Raw genomic sequence first — 19,110 nt, forward strand, 5'->3', positions numbered from 1 at the left:
ACACCCGGGGCCAGATGTCACCACGGGCGCTTCGTCCAACCAGTGGACCGACGTGCTGAAGGGCAACGCCAATGTCGCCTCGAATATGATGGCAGCATTTGCTCACTCCTCGTCAATCTCAGCCAAAGGAATGACTGGACTGTCCGGCGACGTTTTTATCGTCTCAAATTCGCGTGCCGTGCTGGCAAATTACGGACGCGCGCCGGCGCTGCTAACCAGGCTTCGAGGAATTGCACGCACACCCTGACATTGGCAACGGTTTCCAGCCGCGCGGGGTAGATGGCCCACACATCCGCTTCCTGGCTGTACCCTGGAAGTATCCTCACCAAACTGCCGTCTGCAAGGCTTTGCCCCACATCCCAGATTGAACGCAAGATGATCCCGTGGCCATCGATTGCCCACTGATGGACCAGCTCGCCATTGTTTGTCGATAGCCTACCCTTGACGCGCACGGTTTCAAGGCCATGTGGCCCGGTCAGTTTCCAGCGCCCGAAATCCTGGTCGCGCTCGCGGGTCGCGATGCACTGGTGGCGCGCCAGGTCCTCCAGTTGTTGCGGCGTGCCGTGCTCGTCCAGGTACGCTGGCGATGCACACAGCACGCGCGCATTCCCGGCGATTCGCCGGGCGATGAGATGCGGTTCATGAACTTGTCCGACACGAATGTCGAGGTGGAATCCTTCCGCAATCAGGTCGACCGGGCGGTCCAGCAACTCCAGTTGCACTTCCAGTTCAGGGTAGTCGCGCGCCATTGCGGACATGGCTTGCGCGACACGATTGCGCCCAAATCCCGAACTGGTGCATATGCGCAGCAGGCCGCGGGGCGCGCTGCCTTTCTGCGAAATTGCTTCCGCAAGCTGGTCAACATCGGCCAGGATGCGCTGCGCCCACTGATGGACGACAGTCCCATGGTCGGTCAACCAGACCCTGCGTGTGGTCCTGTGCAGCAGCCGTACCTGCAAGGTCTTTTCCAGGATGGCGATGCGCTTGCTGACGAGCGCGTTCGACACGCCCAGCTCCAGTGCCGATGCGGCAAAACTCTGCTTGCGCACGACGACGCAGAACAGGTCGAGATCTTCCAGCAGCGGCTGGTTCAGTTTAAGGTTGGAGCGCATTGGCTGGGGATGGCTGGGGATGGCTGGGCCGGAGTATTCACGTTTCGTGTTCTATGGGGTCACATGTTGGGTAATTATATTTCAGGTCGTATGCAGTAAGATTGACTCGTTCTTAACTCTCCGACCAGCAAGAGGCGCCAGGATGAAAACCCATAAGATCGCAGTGATTGCCGGCGACGGCATCGGTAATGAGGTCATGCCGGAAGGTATGCGCGTGCTGGAAGCTGCCGCGCACAAGTTCGACCTCGTCCTCGAATTCACGACCATGGCATGGGCCAATTGCGACTATTACCTGAAGCATGGCCAGATGATGCCGGACGACTGGCGCCAGCAGCTCGACGGTTTCGATGCCATTTATTTCGGCGCCGCTGGCATGCCGGACAAGGTTCCCGACCACATCTCGCTGTGGGGCTCGTTGCTGAAGTTCCGCCGCGAGTTCGACCAGTACGTCAACCTGCGCCCGGTACGGCTGATGCCTGGCGTGCCCTGCCCGCTGGCCAACCGCCAGCCTGGCGACATCGATTTCTATGTGGTGCGCGAGAATACCGAAGGCGAATACTCTTCGGTTGGCGGCAAGATGTTCGAGAACACCGACCGCGAGTTTGTGGTGCAGGATGCGATTTTCACGCGCCAGGGCACCGACCGTATCCTGAAATACGCTTTCGACCTGGCCCAAAGCCGGCCAAAGAAGCACCTGACGTCGGCCACCAAGTCGAACGGCATTTCCATCAGCATGCCGTACTGGGACGAACGAGTCGAGGCAATGGCGCCAGCCTATCCGGATGTACGCTGGGACAAGTACCACATCGACATCCTGTGCGCGCGCTTCGTGCTGTCGCCGGAGCGCTTTGATGTGGTGGTGGCCTCCAACTTGTTTGGCGACATCCTGTCCGATCTTGGCCCCGCATGCACCGGCACGATCGGCATCGCGCCGTCAGCCAACCTGAACCCGGAACGCAGCTTCCCATCGCTGTTCGAGCCCGTGCATGGCTCAGCCCCTGACATCTTCGGCAAGAACATCGCCAATCCGATCGGCATGATCTGGTCGGGCGCCATGATGCTCGACTTCCTTGGGAATGGCGACGCGCGCTACACCGCGGCGCATGATGCGATCATACGGGCAATTGAAACGGTACTGGTGCGGGGCCCGACTACCCCTGACCTCAAAGGCAGCGCGAGCACCACTGACGTCGGCAAAGCGATCGCCGCCGCGCTGGGCGAACGCTAGCCAGCACGCAAGGGCATGGCGGGCGCGGGCTGCGCTGCGGTATGATCAGCTTACGCCCACGCAACTTATCGACGCCATGCACATCAGCCAGCATCCTACCCATACGCTTGAACTGCGCGTTCGCGAGCTGGTACAGCTGTTTAATTCGCTCGATCCGACTCCTTTCCTGAACAAAGACCTCGACCGCGCATGCGAGGCCTTCATCGAGAACTGGGCGCTGTCGCTGCCACATGACAGCCATCTGCACCTGACCATCCACGTCGAGCAAATTGACCAGCCGCAGGGCGCCAGCGAGCTGGTGGCGGACGCCATCCACAATTACTATGGCTACAAGATCGGCCTGGTGCGCGGGGAACTCAAGCAACTGCTGCGCCAGGGGCGGCTCAGCCTGGCGATCGGCCTTGTGTTCGTTACCACCTGCCTGCTGCTGGCTGAGGCAGTGACCACTTTCGTGCCGCAGCCGGCCGCGCGGATTGCCCACGAGAGCCTCACCATCATCGGCTGGGTGGCGATGTGGCGGCCAGTCCAGGTGTTCCTGTATGACTGGTGGCCGTTGAAGGGGCGTATCAGGGTGCTGGAAAACCTGCGCTTTGCCCGTGTCAGCGTGGTGCAGGGCTGACGTCAGCGCCGCCTTCTTCGCGGCCGGGGATCGAACCACGGTCACGCGTGTCTAGCTTGAATGGACCCCGTGACCACAGCTGGGGTGCACCAAAAGCCAGGCGGGAGAGTCAAAGGGCGCGACGAACAGAGGAGCACAATGCAAGGGTTTGATTTCGGCAGCTATCCAATCGGCGTCAATTTCCTCATCTTCAGCGCTGCTGCGGGCATGGTGTGGATTGCCGGTGCCCGGCTCGCACGCTACGCCGACCAGATCGCCCGCGCGACCGGCATCGGCAGCGGCATTATCGGGCTGGTATTGCTTGGCGGTATAACCTCGCTGCCCGAGATTGCCGTGGGCGTGTTTGCGGCCTATTCCGGCACCCCTGCCCTGGCGGTCAATAACCTGCTCGGGGGTATCGCGATGCAAAAGGCGATTCTTGCCGGGGTCGACGGATTCATCGGCAGGGAAGCATTGACTGTCATCGCCGCAACACCCGGCTTGCTGCTGCAGGGGGCATTCAGCACGCTGTTGCTGGTGATCGTTGCCGTTGCCATCGTTACCAAGGACTACCTGGTCGGCGGCGCGGGGCTATGGTCCTGGGCCCTCCTGCTGGCATATGGCTTCTCGGTCTGGAAGATATCTGTGGCCAGCTCACGGCTCCCATGGCAGTTGCGTGAGGGCCTCAAGCCTGCCGAGGAGCCGGCCGCCCCGGTAATCGAGGAAGGCGCGCGAGGCGGGCGCTCGCTGCGCGGCGTCGCCCGCGGCACCATCGTGGCCGCGCTCGTTATCCTGGCCGCGGGTTTCGCGCTTAGTTCCACCGCCGACGCAATCGCCGACCAGTCGGGCCTCGGCGCGAATTTCATTGGCGCCGCATTGCTCGCGCTGGCCACGTCACTGCCCGAACTGAGCACCGTTATCGCTGCAATGCGGTTGCGCCGCTATGAGATGGCGATTGCAGACATCATGGGTACCAGCATGTTCAACGTGATGCTGATATTCCTTGTCGACGCAGTCTACCGCGGGCCACCGGTACTCAGCCTGGCGGGCGACTTTTCCCTGCTCGCCGCGCTGTTGTGCATCCTGATGGCGATGATTTACCTGATCGGCCTGGTCGAACGCAACAACCGCACGATTGCCCGCTTTGGCGTCGATTCGCTCGTCATTCTCGCGGTGTACGCCGGGGGCATGATGCTGTTGTTCCAGCTGCGCTGATGGCAGCCTCGCTAGCCGTGAGCATGCCGCGGCCGGTGAGTCAGCCGCGGGGTCAGGTGCGCAATCTTGTCCCACGCCCCATAGTGGGTCTTGATCCGCCCGGGCGGATACGACAACAGCACCAGTGCGGCGCCGAGGAGCAGCGAGGCCCCCGTGGCCATGCCTGAATATCCCTCAAGTACCCAGGGCGCCAGCATCAGCCATGCCCCGAAGCCGATGTTGGCAAAGCGCAGTGGCCGCGCCATCTCTCCCCACGCCATGATGCTGAAGGTGATGACCAGCGATCCGATAATGTGGTCGTTGTCGGCGGCCTGCCCTGCCGTACCGAACAGCACCCGCGTAAACATCAGTACCACGCCTGCCAGGGTGCACAGCGCAAGGGTCCACGGAACGCTGACCCCGGTCAGCAGCATTTCGCGCAATATGGTCCGGGCCGGCGCCGCAAAGTTGTCGGAGTAATCGGCGTTTCCGCCTTCCATCGTGTCACCGCGCAGCAGCACATACCACCATGGCCGCCCTTGCAGCCGGCGCGCTTTCAGGAACTGCAGGGTCGCCAGGATTTCGTCGAACGAATACGGGATCTGCAGCAGCATGGCCAGCGCGCCCACCAGGCACAAGGTGCACCATGTGCCGATTACCACCGGTTGGATGATGATGAAGAACACGCTGACCGCACCAAGGGGCACGATCAGGATGCCAAACAGCAGTACCAGCCACGGCATGGTGCGTCATCGGCGCTTGTCGCCAATGACGCCGGTGACGATCTCAAGCGCGTACACCGTTGCGCCGAGCCCGGCGTCGGATACCGGCCACGCTTCCGATACAGATGAGGTGATAATGCGCTCAGTGCCTGTGCCAAAGAACGGGTCCCATGCGGCATCGATATGGCCCAGCTGATACGCCGCCAGGTAGCGCGAGATGAACAGCCCGACGAACGCCAGCGCGATGATCGGCAGTCGGTTGGTCCAGCCCGACGGGCTGTAATCCCAGCCGGGCGGCGCGTCCGGTCCGCTGACCCTGGCGACCGGGCTGATGCCTGGCGCAGGCGGCACCGCCACCGCAAATATGATCAGCAGCGAGCCCACAATGGTGTCGCTGGCGTACGCGGCCGCGCTCGGGGTCCACAGCACGATCGGAGCGTACAGCAGCCACAGTCCGAGCGCGGCCGTTGCCCAGCGCGCCCAGCCGGCGTCGCGTGACAGCGACAGTGTGGCGAACAGTACCACCAGCGCGCCGGTCAGCATCTCGCTGGCCGTCATCCAGGTGGCGGAATAGGCGAGGCCGCGCCCGTTAGGGGCCAGTAGCGCGCCCTGCTCCATCCACTGCTGCGCGAGGCCGAGCGCGAACGGACTGGCGATCAGCCACAGGCCCAGTGCAATGTTCGCGAAATGGCACCACAGGGTGCGCTGGTGTTCAGTTCGGTCGAGGCGCTGGTACTCGGCCAGCACGCGGGCGCCGCCGTGGCCCGTGTCGGGCGCGGCTTCCATCCACAGCGGCAGCGGGATCTTGTTGCGCTGGTACCAGCCTGCCGGGTCGGCGCGCAGCCGCGCGATCATGGCCTGGAGCCCGCGCCGAAGGGTATGCTGCGGCCGCCATCCGAGCATGGATTCTGCGCGGGAAATGTCGAGCTCGTAGTGGTCGTCGGCAAGTTGAACCATGAATGGCCGGATGAATGGCTGCACGCCGCGGTCAATTGCGTCGGGCACCACCGCCTCGGCCTTGGTTTCCAGCCAGGCGCCGGCCGCGGCCACGGTTTTCGGGATCGAACGCGTCTCCCATTGCTCGCCGTGCAGGAGCCAGGCGATCAGGTTTTGTAGTGCCTCGTAGCTTTCGGTGGCCGGTTCGCCGACCAGCAAGGTTGTCTCCGGCGGCAACTGCCGGCGCCGGTCGAGCGCGGCCCGGAATGCGTCAGCCACGTCGTCGATATGTACGAATGCCTGGCCGTGAGAGGCGTCGCCCGGGAATATACGGCTGAGCATCTGGCGCTCGAAGATGCGCTGGATCTGGTTGGCCAGCGATGGCACCTCGCAGTCGTCGGTGTAGACGCCGGCAAGCCGCAGCGTCAGCGCAGGGATCTTGCCGTGCTCGAGCGCCACGATGCGTTCCGCCGCCACCTTCGATTCCGGATACGGCCAGGCCGGCGCTAGCGGCGAGGTTTCGCTGATGGGATGGCCCGGCGCCCCCGGCGCATGGACCAGCATGGTGCTGGCATAGACAAACTGTTCGACCTCGAACCCCTGGAGTGCCCGCAGCAGGTTCTGCGTCCCTTCGACGTTGACCGACTCATACAGGGGATTGGGTTCGCCGGAAAAGTCGTAAAACGCGGCAAGGTGGATCACGGACGCCAGCCTGCCCTCGTATCGCTCGCGCAAGGCGGCGAAGGCCGCGGCGAGTCCCTCCTCGGACGTGATGTCGGCATTGATGCAGGCGTCGCCCTTGCATTCGCGCTCGAAGCCAACCACCGTGTAGGCGTCGGCCAGCCGGGCCGCGATGGCGCGCCCGATCCGCCCTTCCGATCCGGTAACCAATACGACAGGTTTATCTGAAGCCATGCATCGCCTCCCGCGGCACGCTACCCGTTCCTTTCAGTATAGCGCCGCAAATGCGTGTGACATTGATGGCGGCGTGGATACCGGATGCAACTTTTTCGGCGCCGCGATGACAGTATCCGCGTGGAACCGGCATACAGGCAGTCCGGCCTGCTACCATCAAGGCCTCCAGACTTGAACAAGGATACGCCGGATGCGCACTGAAAAAGAAAAGATGCTGGCAGAAGAGCCCTACAACTCGCTCGACCCGCAGTTGGTCGAGGAGCGCCTCCGGGCACGCGAACTGTGCCAGCAGTTGAATGCCCTCTCCCCGCGCGCTCCAGAGGCGCAGCGGCAGGAACTTGTGTCCAGCTTGTTCGGCGCGTCGACCAATGCGTATGTCACCCCGCCGTTCGCCTGCGACTACGGCACCAATATCGAATTGGGCAACGGTGTCTACTTCAATTTCAACTGCGTCGTGCTGGATGTGGCCAAGGTCGTCATCGGGAACAATGTGATGTTCGGCCCGGCAGTGCAAATCTACACCGCCACCCATCCGATGGATCGTGTCGAGCGGCGCAGCGGGGTCGAATCCGGCAAGGCGATTCGCATCGGCAACGACGTCTGGATCGGGGGCGCGGCGGTCATTTGCCCAGGCGTCAGCATCGGTGACGGCGCCGTGATTGGCGCAGGCAGCGTGGTGGTGAGGGATATTCCAGCGGGCGTTTTTGCGGCAGGAAATCCCTGCAAAGTGATTCGGAGCTTATAGCACCGCCGCTACGACTGCAGTTTCCCAATCATGTGGTCGAGCACCCTGGTGTGCTCGTGCTGCGGGCTGAACAAGATAACCTCGGCATCTTCGTCAACCCTGACACTGTGTCCCGGCGGCCAATAGAAAATGTCGTTTGCGCGAACCGCTTCTTGTGACCCGTCCGCATAGCTGACGGTCACCGCCCCCTTGATGACGTAGCCCCAGTGCGGCGACTGGCACAGGTCGCCTTCAAGTCCGCGCAGCAAGGGGGCGATGTCCATTCCTGCCGGCAGCGAGAAAAACTCGCCGCTGATCTTGCCGTAGCCAGTGGCGTCGCCGAAGTCGGTCAGCTGGCGCGCTGCGACGCCTGGCCCGCCGATTTTGACCGGGATTTCTTGTTTGGCGATATGCATGGTGCCCGTCCTTTCCTGCGCATGCGGCGGCCAGATGGCGCCAGTGGCATGGCAATTCCCAGTCTAGGTCACCCACGCTGGAAAACAATCATGCATTCTGCTGGCTCGGGCCCGCTGCCCGCGCGGCGCCCCGTAGTCGCCCTCTTACAAGTTGCCAGCATGCGTGCCGATACGCTACGGCTGAGCTTAAGGCAATAATCGGGAACCACCACCAACGAGGCAAGGCGAATGAGCGATCAACTGCGCGATGAAGCACTGCTGGCCCTGGGCCGCCAGTTGCAGGCCTCCGGCTACCGCTTCACCACGATCACGCAGGCGAACCACCGCAGGGTCAACGACAGGCCGGAAAACGCCTGGGCGCGCAAGCTTGCCGATGTGCTCGGCTGGAGCCGGCCTTTCCGCGACGGCACGCTCGATGCCGGCACCGTCGGGTTGATGCGCGCCGCCGGCATCCTGGCCGCGCATGGAGATGGCTGGAAAAGCACCTTGCGCGCCTCCACCATCGGCGACCAGTTGTTCTTCCATTCAGCCTACCCGACATCAAGCGACGATGCGGTCTTTTTCGGCCCCGACACCTACCGCTTCGTGCGCGCCCTCGACGCCTGCCTGGCCGTGCCGGGCAACCCGGTCATGCGCGCGGTCGATATCGGCTGCGGCAGCGGACCCGGCGCCCTCGCCGTGGCGCGCCGCTTCCCCGCAGCGCAGGTCATCGGCGCGGACATCAACGAAAGCGCCCTGCGGCTCACGCGCATCAACAGCCAGCTGGCCGGCGCCGGCAATGTCGTTACCAAACACAGCAACCTGCTCGCTGGCCTCGACGGCGAGTTCGACCTGATCATTTCCAACCCGCCCTATGTACAGGACCCTGACGAGCTGCCTTACCGCCACGGCGGCGGCGAGTTTGGCGCGGGCTTGTCGCTGGCCATTGTCGATGCGGCGATCGAGCGGCTCGCAACAGGCGGCGCCCTGCTGCTGTACACCGGAGTCGCCATCGTTGACGGCGCCGACCTGTTCCAGCGCCAAGCCGGCGCCCGGCTCGACCGCGCAGGCTTCAACTGGGCCTACGAGGAGATCGACCCCGACATTTTCGGGTCCGAACTGTCGAGCGAGGCGTATGCCACGGCCGACCGCCTCGCCGCGGTCCTGTTGCGCGCCGAACGTCCGCAGCATTGAGCGATTCTCTCGCGGGTGCTTTTCAGCTATGATTTCGAGATGACAAGCACTACCCCAGACGATACTCCAGCGCAAGCACCTGTCCCATCGGCGGACGAGGACGCGGCCGTACGCGTGCTGCGCCAGTTCCGCATCGTATTTAACACCGTGAAAGCCCACTTTCGCCAGGTAGAGCGCGATACCGGCGTCGGCGGCGCACAGCTGTGGGCGCTGAGCGAGATCCGTGCGACGCCGGGCATCGGCGTCAATGACCTCGCGCGTGCCCTCGACGTGCATCAGTCGACCGCCAGCAACCTGGTCAAAAGCCTGCTCGACCGCGGCCTGGTGAAGGCCGACCGCAGCGGCCGCGATCGCCGCATCGTGCTGCTGTCGCTGCTGCCGGCCGGCGCCGCCGTGCTCGATTCGGCCCCCGCCCCGTTCGCCGGTGTCTTGCCGGGTGCGCTCGCCGGCCTCGACCTGGCCACGCTGAACCGCCTGGAGACCGACCTGGCCACCGTGATCTCGCTGTTGCGCGCCGATCCGGCCGGCGCCAAGGTCCCGCTGTCCGAACTGTAAAGCCTGCTAGCGCGCGGCGGCGTGGCCCTTGTCGGGCGCCGCGCGCGACGCCAGCACCTTGTCGATCCGCAAACCGTCGAGGTCGACGATCTCGAACTGCCAGCCGCCCCAGGCGCAGGTTTCCCCCGTCGTCGGTATATCGCCCAGCAACAGCAGCATCATCCCGCTGAGCGTGTTGTAGCGGCCTCGGCTTTCCTCCGGCAATTCGCCAAGGTCGAGGCAGTCCTTCAGTTCCGGAATCGGGATCAGGCCGTCGAGCAGCCACGAGCCGTCGTCGCGCCGCACCGCCCAGGCGTCCTCGCCATGGTGGGTCTTGAACTCGCCGGTAATCGATTCAAGCACATCCTGCAGTGTGACAATGCCTTGCACCTGCCCGTACTCATCGACGATGAAAGCCAGCTGCATGCCGGACGACTGGAAGTTCTCCAGCAATTCCATGCCGGTCAGCGACTCCGGCAGGTAGACCGGTTGCTCCAGGTTGCCGGCCAGCTCGGGGCGTTCGCCGCGCAGCACCTGCGCCAGCATCTGGCGCGCCGTGGCCACGCCCAGGATCTCGTCCCATCCGCCCCGAACCACCGGGAAGCGTGAGTGCGGGCTCGCCTCCAGCCGCCTGAGGTTGCTGTCGATATCGTCATTCACGTCAAGGCACACCACCTCGCCGCGCGGCACCATGAACGACGAGATCTGGCGGTCGTCGAGGCGGAACAGGTTGCGCACCATGCGGTGCTCCTTGTGCTCGATGATGCCCGCTTCGGAACCTTCTTCGAGGATCATGTGCAGGTCGTCCTCCGTCATCGGCTTCTGGCTCGAATCCTGTACGCCCAGCAGCCGCAGGATCAGCTGCGTGGACGAGGCCAGCAGCACGACGAAAGGCTTGGCGACGATGGCCAGCACCTGCATCGGGCGCGCCACGGCGCGGGCCAGCGGTTCGGGGTTGATCTGTCCGAGCCGCTTCGGCACCAGTTCGCCGAGGACGATCGTAAAGTAGGTAATTGCGATGACCACCAGTGCGCTTGCCGTGTAGGACGACGCGGCCGCCGGCATGCCCAGCGATTGAAGCCAGGCCGCCAGCGGCGCCGCCAGCGTCGCCTCGCCCACCACCCCATTCAGGATGCCGATCGAGGTAATGCCGATTTGCACGGTCGACAGGAATTTGGTCGGCTCATCGCCCAGGTCGATGGCCACCTGGGCGCCGCCGTCCCCCGCGTTTGCCAGCTTCATCAGCCGTCCCTTGCGTGCGGTGACCAGGGCGATTTCCGACATGGCAAACAGGCCGTTCAGAATGATCAGGCCGAACAGGAGCGCAATTTCCATGGCAAATTCCAAGGGTGGGCCTGGGCCCGTGAATGGCGATTGTACCAACAGTCTCCCGCAGCCTCGTGCGCGGCGCGCATAAAAAAGCCCCCGGCATAGCCGGGGGCAGGAGGCCCGGTAACACACCTCATCGCAGTGTCGTAGCAATCAAAGCGCTTGAATTGCCCACCAGCACATTGTGCCTCAAACACATATTGGTGGCAATCATATTTGTCCAAATGTATAATACCGTGATGATTTTCTTACACTATTTAGTGCGGAGCCAGGGTAAAGACAGCGCGCACAACGTGCGCTTTCGATGCCGTATGGCGCCGCCGCCTTGCCGATGACCCTGACCGGCCCGGGCCCAATTCCTGAAGAAACGCAGCGTTTCATCCTGCTCGCGATCCCGTCCGTTCCCTACCTCGAGGCACTGCTGCTGCTACGCGGCGCACCCCAACTGTCGTGGGACGCCGAACAGGTGGCGCGCCGCCTGTACCTGAACGAGAAAGGGGCGCAAGGCCTGCTGGACCAACTGTACGCGGCCGGCGTCGTCAGCGCGGACGGAAGCAGCTTCTGCTATGCTCCGCAAAGCGAACAAATGCGTTCGATGATCGACGGCCTCGCGGAAATCTATTCCCGCAACCTGATCGGGGTCAGCAACCTGATCCACTCGAAGGCGAATACAAAAGCGCAGCAGTTTGCCGACGCCTTCGTGTTCCGAAAACCACCGGAGAACAACTGATGGCGACAAGCCCCCGTTCCAGGCGCATGCGCGTACTGGCCTCTAGCACCGGCCATGCCGCTCTGCTTGCCGCACTTTTCGCAAGCCAGCTGCCGGCCAGCGCCGCGCCAGTGAAACAGCGCACGAAGGCGCAATCCGACACTGTCGATTTCGCCAAACTGGCCCAGCACCGCCCGCGCAAGTGCGCCCCTGACGTCGCGGCGGTGGCCGGGCCGGCCGGCTGGAAGGAGGCAGCGCCCCAGTGTGTCTGGCAGGGCCGGCTGCAGATGCGGCGCTGGCAGGCCAACGCCGTCCAGGGCGCCTGCGTATCGCGCGCGGCCGGCTGGCTGGCGTGGCAGCGCCCGCGGGTCGGCGTGGCGCCGGTGTCGCCTGGCGCGGCCTGGCACAGCGGATGGAAGTCGCACTACCTGGCCGGTCCGGCCGAAGGTGAAATACAGCGTATCGCCACTGTCGAAATGCGCGAGCCTGGCGTCTGGACGGCAACCGAATGGACATGGTCGCCCTCCCCGCGTCCGGCCACCCGCGCCTGGCAAGAGGGGCGCTGGCGGCTGATTGCGCAGGTAGCGTCGACAGTGCGCGCCGCCGAAGGCGCGCCAGCGGGGCCGCTGCGCCAGGCATGGGAAAAGAACCTCAAGGGCCGGCCCGGCGAAATCGCGCCGGACGGCTGGCGCTGGAGCAGCGAAGGCAAATGCCTGCGCATGGCGCCGATGGCGCCGGCCAGCGTCCCATTGCCGCTGCCGCATGCGCGCGAAGACGCCCGCCTCGAACAGCGCGCCGCGATGCAGATCCAGCTGGCGCGGCGCTACCCTGGCGCCACCTTCCTGATGCCGTTCCGGCTGCTCGATGCACCGGCCGCGGCGCCGCGCTCCGGCGCCAAGTATGCAGCCATCTGGACCGAGCGCACCAACGTCACTGGCCAGCTGTGGATTCCGCAAAAGTCGGGCGAACCGGCCGTGCGCGCCCAGGTCAGCACCTCGCTGCCGGCGCGCTACGACACGCCGTCCGGGCTGGCCGCCAGCAGCGGTGCGCTGCGCGCCATCGAGGGCGAACTGAGCGGCATTGCCGATACCTGGAGTGCCGACCATGAGCGATAGGATCTTTGAACTGGCGCCCTGGCTGTTTTCGCCACTGGCCATCATCGGCGCCGGCCTGCTGCTGGCCCAGCTGATCGGCCTCGGGCTGGCGTCGCGCGGGCTACCCAAGTTGTACGGCGCCGTGATCGCCGGCCTGCTGGTCGGGGTGAGCGGGCTGGGGCTGGTCGACTCGTTCCTGCTGTCGCAATTCCAGGAGCTGTTCAACGCTGCCACTGCGCTGGTGCTGTTCGAGGTCGGCCGCAAGATGGACCTGCAGTGGCTATGGCGCAGCGGGCGCGAAGGCATGAGCCTGGTGCTTGCCAGCGTCCTGCGCGGCGCCGTCAGCTTCGCCTGCCTGCTCGCCTTCGGCCTTCCCGGCGGCGACGCCGCGTTCATCGCGGTGGTGCTGATCGCCGCCAGCCCGATCATCTTCGCGTCGATGGCGGGCGACTCCAACGCCAGCGGCGTCGCCACCTTTGCGGGGGCCAACATGGTCGGCATCGGCAACGTCATCGCGCTGCTCGCACTGGGGCCGGCGTTCGCCTGGATCAAGATGCAGGACCCGGCGTCCGGCGGCTTCGGCGCCGAGCTGGGCGGGCAACTGACCAAGCTGGCGCTGGGCGCCGTTATCGCCGGGGTTTGCTATGGCCTGTATGCGGTCGCTACCCGCGTCACCCGCGCCCCTGCACGCCAGCGCCCTGCCATGCTGCTGGCCGCGCTGCTGATGGACCTGGGACTGTGCTCGGTCACCGCGTCGAGCGCGTTGTTGTCGCTGCTGCTGATGGGCCTCATGCTGCGCAACGCAGAAAAGCGCGACAACGTGTTCCAGGCACAGCTCAAAACCGGGCAGGACATCGGTTATGCGCTGCTGTTCATGATGTCGGCGGCCCTGGTCGAGATCCAGCAGCTGATAAACCCGGCCGTGCTGGGACTGGCGCTGCTGATTTTTGCGCTGCGCATCGGCATCACGCGGGTCGCCCTGATCGGCAGCAGCGCGTGGAGCGCGCGCAAGAAAAACGCCATGGCGGTGTCGATGTGCTCCCTGGTCAGTTTCGGCACCCTGATGGTCGATAACTCCCTCGGCATCTACACCGGCCTTGGGCCGGCGGGGGCGCAGGTGATCGCGTCGCTGCTGGCACTGAATGTCCTGATCGCCCCTGCCCTCACCTGGTGGGGACTGAAGATCGCGGGCGAAACGCACGAGGAGGAAGACTAAATGACCGATAAGGCCGAACAGATCATCTCGCTGGAGGAAGCGCAGGCACGGGCCGTATCGGGCACCGGGCCGGCATTCCTGCCGCCGTTCGCCAACTCGCGCATGGGGTCGATGGGCATCGAGCTGGAGCTGATGGTGCTCGACCGCCTGACTTACGACCTGCTGCCGGCAGCCCCCGATATCCTGCGCCTGCTCGACCAGCGCAAGAAGGAATGGGTCGCGACGCCCGAAATCACCACCTCGATGCTGGAAGTGGCGACCTCGATCCTCGACGGCTACGACCAGGCCGCCGCGCAGGTCGAGGAGATCCGCGCGGCCGTGCGCAGCGCCGCCTTCCAGGTGGGCGCGGCCATTTCGGGCGGCGGCGCCCACCCGTTCCAGAAATGGGCCGAGCAGCGCATCTACCCGAAGGAGCGCTACCGGGCCTCGGCCAAGAAGTTTGGCTACCTGGCCAAGCTGTTTACCGTCTTCGGCATGCACGTGCATATCGGCGTGCCTGACGGGGACGAAGCGATCCGCATCGCGGCCTGGCTGACCCAGCGCGCACCGCTGTTTATCGCGCTGTCGGCCAACTCGCCGTGCTGGCAGGGAGAGGATTCGGGCTTTTGCAGCGCGCGCAGCAATGTGGTGGGCGCCTTCCCGATGAGCGGCACGATGCCGTCCGAGATCCGCAGCTGGAGCGGGTTCGAGGAATATTTCGACCGCCTGGCGGGGCACGGCATCGTCGGCTCGATCAAGGACTTCTACTGGGACGTGCGGCCGAAGCCCGAATACGGCACCGTCGAACTGCGCGTGCTCGACACGCCGCTGCGCCCGGCCCACGCGGCCGCGCTGGCAAGCTACGCGCGCGAGCTATGCATCGAAGCCCACGGCCGGCCCGGCGCCTGGCCATCGGACAGCAGCCGCGAGCTGTATGCGTGGAACCGCTTCAACGCCGCCAAGGAAGGCGTCAGCGCGATCTGGATCGATCCGGAGAACGGCGCGCGCCTGCCGGTGTCGGAGGTCGTCGAGAACGACCTGCAGCGCCTGGCGGGCGTGTCGCTCGATCCCGGCTTTGGCACCGCGTGCGAGGTAATCCGCGAGCTGATGGCCAAAGGCGGCCAGGCGCGCTGGCTGACCGCGCACATGGACGCCGGCTCCGGCGTCAACGATATAGCGCGGGTGGCCAGCGAAATGTTCGACCTGCCCGATGAACGGGTGGGCAAGCTTAAGCCTTGACTGTCACCGCCGCGGCGAGGTCGTCGAGGATCGGGCAGTCGGGCCGGTCGTCGCCGTGGCAGGCGCTGGCGAGGTTTTCCAGCGTGCGCCGCATCGCCTGCATGTCGGCGATCTTGCGGTCCAGCTCCGCGATGTGCTCCCTGGCCAGCATGCGCACATCGTGGCTGGCGCGGTGCTTGTCCTGCCACAGGGCCAGCAGCGCGCGGATCTGCTCCAGCGAAAAGCCAAGCTCGCGCCCGCGATGGATAAACTGCAGCATCTGCACCTCGCGCACCGAGTACACGCGGTAACCCGAGCCGGTGCGTTTCGCCTCGCCCGTCAGGCCGATCGCCTCGTAGTGGCGGATCATCTTGGCCGATACGCCCGAGGCCTTCGCCGCTTCACCGATATTCATGCCGCCCCCTTCCAGCGCCGCAGCAGCAGCGCGTTACTCACCACGGATACACTCGAAAACGCCATCGCCGCACCGGCGATCATCGGGTTGAGCAGGCCGAATGCGGCCAGCGGCACCCCGACAGCGTTGAACACAAAGGCCCAGAACAGGTTCTGGCGGATCTTGGCGTAGGTGCGGCGCGAAATGTCGATCGCATCGGCCAGCAGGCGCGGATCGCCGCGCATCAGCGTCACGCCAGCCGTGTGCATCGCCACGTCGGTGCCGCCGCCCATCGCGATGCCGATATCGGCCGCCGCCAGCGCGGGCGCGTCGTTGATACCGTCGCCCACCATCGCCACCCGCCTTCCTTTCGCCCGCAGCTGCGCGATGACGTCCGCCTTCCCTTCCGGGAGCACCTGCGCATGGACTTCGTCGATGCCCAGCTGGCCGGCGATGTGGCTGGCGCTGCCGTGGTTGTCGCCGGTGAGCATCACGGTGCGGATATTGGCCGCCTTCAGGGCGCGCACCGCTTCCGCGCTTTCGGGCTTGAGCGCGTCACCGAAGGCCAGCATGCCGACCAGTTTCGCCTCTGGCCTGGTTTGCGCCAGCCAGGACACGGTTTCGCCGGCCTGTTCGTGGCGCGCTGCCGCCTCCGCCAGGCCATCCACGGCGACGCCGAAGCGTTCCAGCAGGCGGCCGTTGCCAAGCGCATAGCTTGCGCCTGCCACCGTTGCCGTCACCCCGTGGCCAGGCACCGCCTGCACGTCGCTGGCCGCGGCGATGGCCATGCCGTTCGCCGCATCGCCCACCGCGCGCGCCAGCGGGTGTTCGCTGCCGCGCTGCACGGCAGCCGACAAGGCCAGCAGAGTGTCGTGGTCGCCGTCTGCCGCGAGGTGCGCGGTCAGGCGCGGCTTGCCCGCGGTGAGCGTGCCGGTCTTGTCGAACGCGACGATTTCGACGCCGTGCAGCAGTTCAAGCGCCTCGGCGTCCTTGATCAGGATGCCGCGGCGCGCGGCCACGCCGGTGCCGGCCATGATGGCCGTTGGCGTCGCCAGGCCAAGCGCGCATGGGCAGGCGATCACCAGCACCGCGACGGCGTTGAGCAGCGCGCCGCTCCAGTCGCCGTTGTACAGCCACCAGCCGATAAACGCAGCCAGCGCAATGACCACGACAGCCGGCACGAACACCGCGCTGACCTTGTCCACCAGCCGCTGCACCGGCGCCTTGGCCGCCTGCGCGTCTTCCACCGCGCGGATGATGCGCGCCAGGGTCGATTCGGCGCCCAGCGCCGTGGCGCGCGCCACCACCAGCCCTTCGCCGTTGACCGCGCCGCCGATCACCGTGTCGCCGCTGCCTTTCGTCACCGGCATGCTTTCGCCTGTCAGCATCGATTCGTCCGCGTGGGTGGCGCCCTCGATGATGACGCCGTCCATCGGCACCCGCTCGCCGGGCCGGATGACCACTTCGTCGCCGATGCGCAGCGCCTCGACCGCGATGTCGCGCTCGGCGCCGTCCTTACGCACACGCGCGGTGGCCGGACGCAGCGCCTGCAGCGCGCGGATCGCTTCGGTGGTCTGGCGCTTGGCGCGCGCTTCCAGCCACTTGCCGAGGCGGACCAGGGTGATGACGACTGCGGCCGCCTCGAAATACAGGTGCCCGGCGCCATTCAGCCATTCGAACACGCTCAGGCCGTAAGCCGCCGAGGTGCCGAGGGCGACCAGCAGGTCCATGTTGCCGGTGCGGGCCAGCAGCGCCTTCCAGGCGGCGCGGTAGAACCGCGCGCCGATCCAGAACTGCACCGGGGTCGCCAGCATCAGCTGCACCCAGCCAGGCAGCATCAGGTGCGCGCCGAACAGTTCCGCGGCCATCGGCACCACCAGCGGCAAGGTCAGCGCGATGGCGATGCCGATTTGCCAGGCGTCGCGCGCGACCGGATCCGGACCGGCGGCCGCAGCCTGTCCGCCGGCAGCCGGGGTGGCGGTATAGCCGGCGCGGGCGACCGCCTCCACCAGCGCCGCGGTATCGGCCGCGCCGGCGGTGCGCACGACCGCGCGCTCGGTGGCGAGGTTGACGCTGGCGTCGAGTACGCCCGGCACCGCGCGCAGGGCCTTCTCGACCCGTCCGGCGCACGACGCGCAGGTCATGCCGCCGATCGCCAGGCTGGTCTCCATGCTCGGCACCGCATAGCCGGCGGCTTTGACGGCGTCCGCCACCTGGGCGGCGCTGAGGCCGCCATCGGCGCTCAGGCGCGCCGATTCATTGGCAAGGTTGACCGACACCGAATGCACGCCCGGCAGCGCGGCCAGGGCGCGCTCCACCCGGCCGACGCACGATGCGCAGCTCATGCCTTCGATCGGCACGTTCATTTCCCTGATGGTCGTTGTGTTCATTTCTTTCTCCAATTGATTCTTGACACCAGCATCGACCTTCCCATCATTGTAAGGTCAAGGGAAATTTTTTGTGGCCAAGGCTTGACCTTCCCACGGTGGCAAGGTGCATCATGCTGTCTTCACCAATCTTCCTGGAGCACGAGATGATCAAACTGAGCATTCCAGACATGAGCTGTGGCCATTGCACGGGGGTTATCAATAAAACCGTCAAGGAGCTGGATGCGGGAGCGGCCGTGGAATTTGACCTTACTTCCCGCACAGCAACAATTAACACCAGTGCCGACCCGGCGGAGGTGTGCGATGCGCTGGAAGCGGCCGGCTATCCTGCTGCTCTCGTGCAACACTAACGACAGCCGAAGTCGTGTTACACTGCGCCACCATGAAAGCCCTGAAGTCATTTCTCGTCTGGATCTTGCTGCTCGCACTCCCCCTGCAGGGATTTGCCGCGGCATCCATGTCCATGTGCGAGCCGGGGCCGATGAAGGTGGCAGCGGCCGATGGCCATCGCGCCGGCCCGGGCATGTCCAGTGCCATGGGCTGCGACCATCACAAGGCGCAGCAGTCCGATGACACCAAGACGGGCGGCATGGCCAAGTGCAGCACCTGCGCCTCCTGTTCGGTGGGCGCCGCGATCTTCACCCCGCTTGCGCCCCTTGGCCAGTTCAGTTCCCACGGCGCCGAGCGCATACCCTACGTTGCCGCCCATGATACCGGCTGCATTCATGGGACGCTCGAGCGCCCGCCTCACACCTTCTCCTGACATCTGCCGGCGGCAATGCGCCCGCCTTTGCTATTGAACAGATCCCCCTGCGCGGCGACGCGCATGCCGGGACGTCGCAACTGACGAGAGAATTTCATGAATAAACTGATCCGCTTCGCCCTGCCGGCCATGCTGGCCCTGGGCGCCCAGTTGCCTGCCGCCGCACTCGCGCAGGACAAGGCACTGCTGGCGCCGGCCGATGCCGCCGCCCCGGCCGCACCGCTCGCCTATGACTCGGCGTTTGCCGGCTACCGCTCGGACAAGGACAACCCCGCCGTGGGCTGGAAAGAAAGCAACGAGCGTGTGACCCAGCCGCATGACGAGCATGCCGGACACGACATGGGCGCGATGAAGCACGGCCACCACGGCCACGCAGCCACGCCTGCCCCGGCGCCGGCGCCGGCGGCTTCCCCTGCCCCGGCCCCCAAGGCGAACGATCCGCACCACGGCCACCAACACAAGGAATGAG

The 19,110-nt window shown here is 65.4% G+C and carries 19 protein-coding genes and 1 pseudogene; 13 read left to right on the forward strand and 7 right to left on the reverse strand.

Features of this window, described 5'->3' with window-relative positions:
* Positions 1 to 155 precede the first annotated feature (155 nt).
* Positions 156 to 1,112, reverse strand: a complete 957-nt coding sequence (locus tag LMJ30_RS07625) for a LysR family transcriptional regulator (RefSeq protein ID WP_229431742.1) — start codon at positions 1,110 to 1,112, stop codon at positions 156 to 158.
* Positions 1,113 to 1,254: 142 nt separating this feature from the next.
* Between LMJ30_RS07625 and LMJ30_RS07630 the strand changes: the two genes are divergently transcribed.
* The 3 genes from LMJ30_RS07630 (at position 1,255) to LMJ30_RS07640 (ending at position 4,153) form a co-directional block, all read left to right on the forward strand.
* Complete coding sequence (locus LMJ30_RS07630) at positions 1,255 to 2,340, forward strand: tartrate dehydrogenase (protein ID WP_229431743.1); 1,086 nt, start codon at positions 1,255 to 1,257, stop codon at positions 2,338 to 2,340.
* Between the two features lie 76 nt (positions 2,341 to 2,416).
* Entirely contained in the window at positions 2,417 to 2,959 is a 543-nt protein-coding gene (locus tag LMJ30_RS07635; RefSeq protein ID WP_229431744.1) for a hypothetical protein, read from the forward strand.
* Positions 2,960 to 3,097: 138 nt separating this feature from the next.
* The gene (locus tag LMJ30_RS07640; protein ID WP_229431745.1) at positions 3,098 to 4,153 is read left to right on the forward strand and encodes a sodium:calcium antiporter; all 1,056 of its coding nucleotides are present in this window, start codon (positions 3,098 to 3,100) and stop codon (positions 4,151 to 4,153) included.
* An 11-nt stretch (positions 4,154 to 4,164) separates the two neighbouring features.
* Here LMJ30_RS07640 and LMJ30_RS07645 read toward each other — a convergent pair whose 3' ends face one another.
* Complete coding sequence (locus LMJ30_RS07645; RefSeq protein ID WP_371872990.1) at positions 4,165 to 4,746, reverse strand: SPW repeat domain-containing protein; 582 nt, start codon at positions 4,744 to 4,746, stop codon at positions 4,165 to 4,167.
* Positions 4,735 to 6,705: pseudogene (locus tag LMJ30_RS07650) on the reverse strand (NAD-dependent epimerase/dehydratase family protein); the annotation flags it as partial. The gene LMJ30_RS07645 and the pseudogene LMJ30_RS07650, both read right to left, overlap by 12 nt.
* A gap of 190 nt (positions 6,706 to 6,895) precedes the next feature.
* Between LMJ30_RS07650 and LMJ30_RS07655 the strand changes: the two are divergent.
* On the forward strand, positions 6,896 to 7,450 hold the full coding sequence (locus LMJ30_RS07655) for a sugar O-acetyltransferase (protein ID WP_229431748.1): 555 nt from the start codon (positions 6,896 to 6,898) through the stop codon (positions 7,448 to 7,450).
* Between the two features lie 8 nt (positions 7,451 to 7,458).
* Here the strand turns inward: LMJ30_RS07655 and LMJ30_RS07660 are convergent, their stop codons facing one another.
* Positions 7,459 to 7,845: a cupin domain-containing protein gene (locus tag LMJ30_RS07660; RefSeq protein WP_229431749.1), complete on the reverse strand. Its 387-nt coding sequence runs from the start codon at positions 7,843 to 7,845 to the stop codon at positions 7,459 to 7,461.
* A gap of 228 nt (positions 7,846 to 8,073) precedes the next feature.
* On the opposite strand from LMJ30_RS07660, the gene LMJ30_RS07665 reads away from it, so the two are divergent.
* Together LMJ30_RS07665 and LMJ30_RS07670 are read left to right on the forward strand one after the other, a co-directional pair.
* Positions 8,074 to 9,018: a methyltransferase gene (locus tag LMJ30_RS07665; protein ID WP_229431750.1), complete on the forward strand. Its 945-nt coding sequence runs from the start codon at positions 8,074 to 8,076 to the stop codon at positions 9,016 to 9,018.
* A 39-nt stretch (positions 9,019 to 9,057) separates the two neighbouring features.
* Positions 9,058 to 9,573 (forward strand): MarR family winged helix-turn-helix transcriptional regulator, encoded by a 516-nt coding sequence (locus LMJ30_RS07670; RefSeq protein ID WP_229431751.1) that lies wholly within the window; start codon positions 9,058 to 9,060, stop codon positions 9,571 to 9,573.
* Between the two features lie 6 nt (positions 9,574 to 9,579).
* On the opposite strand, the gene LMJ30_RS07675 is transcribed toward LMJ30_RS07670, so the two are convergent.
* The gene (locus LMJ30_RS07675) at positions 9,580 to 10,887 is read right to left on the reverse strand and encodes a hemolysin family protein (protein WP_229431752.1); all 1,308 of its coding nucleotides are present in this window, start codon (positions 10,885 to 10,887) and stop codon (positions 9,580 to 9,582) included.
* A 298-nt stretch (positions 10,888 to 11,185) separates the two neighbouring features.
* Between LMJ30_RS07675 and LMJ30_RS07680 the strand changes: the two genes are divergently transcribed.
* The 4 genes from LMJ30_RS07680 to LMJ30_RS07695 are packed head-to-tail and all read left to right on the forward strand — an operon-like array spanning position 11,186 to position 15,118.
* Positions 11,186 to 11,611: a hypothetical protein gene (locus LMJ30_RS07680; protein WP_229431753.1), complete on the forward strand. Its 426-nt coding sequence runs from the start codon at positions 11,186 to 11,188 to the stop codon at positions 11,609 to 11,611.
* Positions 11,611 to 12,705, forward strand: a complete 1,095-nt coding sequence (locus tag LMJ30_RS07685; RefSeq protein WP_229431754.1) for a hypothetical protein — start codon at positions 11,611 to 11,613, stop codon at positions 12,703 to 12,705. The genes LMJ30_RS07680 and LMJ30_RS07685 overlap by 1 nt, the downstream gene beginning before the upstream one ends.
* Positions 12,695 to 13,900 carry a cation:proton antiporter domain-containing protein gene (locus LMJ30_RS07690; protein WP_229431755.1) on the forward strand — a complete coding sequence of 402 codons (1,206 nt, stop codon included), beginning with the start codon at positions 12,695 to 12,697 and terminating at the stop codon, positions 13,898 to 13,900. Before LMJ30_RS07685 ends, LMJ30_RS07690 begins: the two co-directional genes overlap by 11 nt.
* The gene (locus LMJ30_RS07695; RefSeq protein ID WP_229431756.1) at positions 13,901 to 15,118 is read left to right on the forward strand and encodes a YbdK family carboxylate-amine ligase; all 1,218 of its coding nucleotides are present in this window, start codon (positions 13,901 to 13,903) and stop codon (positions 15,116 to 15,118) included.
* Here LMJ30_RS07695 and cueR read toward each other — a convergent pair.
* Together cueR and LMJ30_RS07705 are read right to left on the reverse strand one after the other, a co-directional pair.
* Positions 15,108 to 15,512 carry a Cu(I)-responsive transcriptional regulator gene (gene cueR, locus LMJ30_RS07700; protein ID WP_229431757.1) on the reverse strand — a complete coding sequence of 135 codons (405 nt, stop codon included), beginning with the start codon at positions 15,510 to 15,512 and terminating at the stop codon, positions 15,108 to 15,110. The genes LMJ30_RS07695 and cueR overlap by 11 nt on opposite strands.
* Positions 15,509 to 17,881 carry a heavy metal translocating P-type ATPase gene (locus tag LMJ30_RS07705; protein ID WP_229431758.1) on the reverse strand — a complete coding sequence of 791 codons (2,373 nt, stop codon included), beginning with the start codon at positions 17,879 to 17,881 and terminating at the stop codon, positions 15,509 to 15,511. Before LMJ30_RS07705 ends, cueR begins: the two co-directional genes overlap by 4 nt.
* 143 nt (positions 17,882 to 18,024) lie before the next feature.
* Here LMJ30_RS07705 and LMJ30_RS07710 point away from each other — a divergent pair, with 143 nt between their 5' ends.
* From LMJ30_RS07710 to LMJ30_RS07720, 3 genes are all read left to right on the forward strand, one after another.
* Complete coding sequence (locus LMJ30_RS07710; RefSeq protein WP_229431759.1) at positions 18,025 to 18,228, forward strand: heavy-metal-associated domain-containing protein; 204 nt, start codon at positions 18,025 to 18,027, stop codon at positions 18,226 to 18,228.
* Positions 18,229 to 18,260: 32 nt separating this feature from the next.
* Positions 18,261 to 18,641: a hypothetical protein gene (locus LMJ30_RS07715; RefSeq protein WP_229431760.1), complete on the forward strand. Its 381-nt coding sequence runs from the start codon at positions 18,261 to 18,263 to the stop codon at positions 18,639 to 18,641.
* Between the two features lie 96 nt (positions 18,642 to 18,737).
* On the forward strand, positions 18,738 to 19,109 hold the full coding sequence (locus tag LMJ30_RS07720; RefSeq protein ID WP_229431761.1) for a hypothetical protein: 372 nt from the start codon (positions 18,738 to 18,740) through the stop codon (positions 19,107 to 19,109).
* Position 19,110: the final 1 nt, after the last annotated feature.

The sequence above is a fragment of the Massilia agrisoli genome, assembly GCF_020831365.1.
Lineage (GTDB): Bacteria > Pseudomonadota > Gammaproteobacteria > Burkholderiales > Burkholderiaceae_D > Telluria_A > Telluria_A agrisoli.

Bases quoted from the DNA above. Each gene is read 5' to 3' on its own strand.
- LMJ30_RS07715 (WP_229431760.1), top strand. From the start codon at position 18,261: ATGAAAGCCCTGAAGTCATTTCTCGTCTGGATCTTGCTGCTCGCACTC.
- cueR (WP_229431757.1), bottom strand. From the start codon at position 15,512: ATGAATATCGGTGAAGCGGCGAAGGCCTCGGGCGTATCGGCCAAGATG.
- LMJ30_RS07625 (WP_229431742.1), bottom strand. From the start codon at position 1,112: ATGCGCTCCAACCTTAAACTGAACCAGCCGCTGCTGGAAGATCTCGAC.
- LMJ30_RS07655 (WP_229431748.1), top strand. From the start codon at position 6,896: ATGCGCACTGAAAAAGAAAAGATGCTGGCAGAAGAGCCCTACAACTCG.
- LMJ30_RS07645 (WP_371872990.1), bottom strand. From the start codon at position 4,746: ATGCTGCTGCAGATCCCGTATTCGTTCGACGAAATCCTGGCGACCCTG.
- LMJ30_RS07675 (WP_229431752.1), bottom strand. From the start codon at position 10,887: ATGGAAATTGCGCTCCTGTTCGGCCTGATCATTCTGAACGGCCTGTTT.
- LMJ30_RS07635 (WP_229431744.1), top strand. From the start codon at position 2,417: ATGCACATCAGCCAGCATCCTACCCATACGCTTGAACTGCGCGTTCGC.
- LMJ30_RS07720 (WP_229431761.1), top strand. From the start codon at position 18,738: ATGAATAAACTGATCCGCTTCGCCCTGCCGGCCATGCTGGCCCTGGGC.
- LMJ30_RS07710 (WP_229431759.1), top strand. From the start codon at position 18,025: ATGATCAAACTGAGCATTCCAGACATGAGCTGTGGCCATTGCACGGGG.
- LMJ30_RS07670 (WP_229431751.1), top strand. From the start codon at position 9,058: ATGACAAGCACTACCCCAGACGATACTCCAGCGCAAGCACCTGTCCCA.
- LMJ30_RS07660 (WP_229431749.1), bottom strand. From the start codon at position 7,845: ATGCATATCGCCAAACAAGAAATCCCGGTCAAAATCGGCGGGCCAGGC.
- LMJ30_RS07685 (WP_229431754.1), top strand. From the start codon at position 11,611: ATGGCGACAAGCCCCCGTTCCAGGCGCATGCGCGTACTGGCCTCTAGC.
- LMJ30_RS07630 (WP_229431743.1), top strand. From the start codon at position 1,255: ATGAAAACCCATAAGATCGCAGTGATTGCCGGCGACGGCATCGGTAAT.
- LMJ30_RS07680 (WP_229431753.1), top strand. From the start codon at position 11,186: ATGCCGTATGGCGCCGCCGCCTTGCCGATGACCCTGACCGGCCCGGGC.
- LMJ30_RS07705 (WP_229431758.1), bottom strand. From the start codon at position 17,881: ATGAACACAACGACCATCAGGGAAATGAACGTGCCGATCGAAGGCATG.
- LMJ30_RS07665 (WP_229431750.1), top strand. From the start codon at position 8,074: ATGAGCGATCAACTGCGCGATGAAGCACTGCTGGCCCTGGGCCGCCAG.
- LMJ30_RS07690 (WP_229431755.1), top strand. From the start codon at position 12,695: ATGAGCGATAGGATCTTTGAACTGGCGCCCTGGCTGTTTTCGCCACTG.
- LMJ30_RS07640 (WP_229431745.1), top strand. From the start codon at position 3,098: ATGCAAGGGTTTGATTTCGGCAGCTATCCAATCGGCGTCAATTTCCTC.
- LMJ30_RS07695 (WP_229431756.1), top strand. From the start codon at position 13,901: ATGACCGATAAGGCCGAACAGATCATCTCGCTGGAGGAAGCGCAGGCA.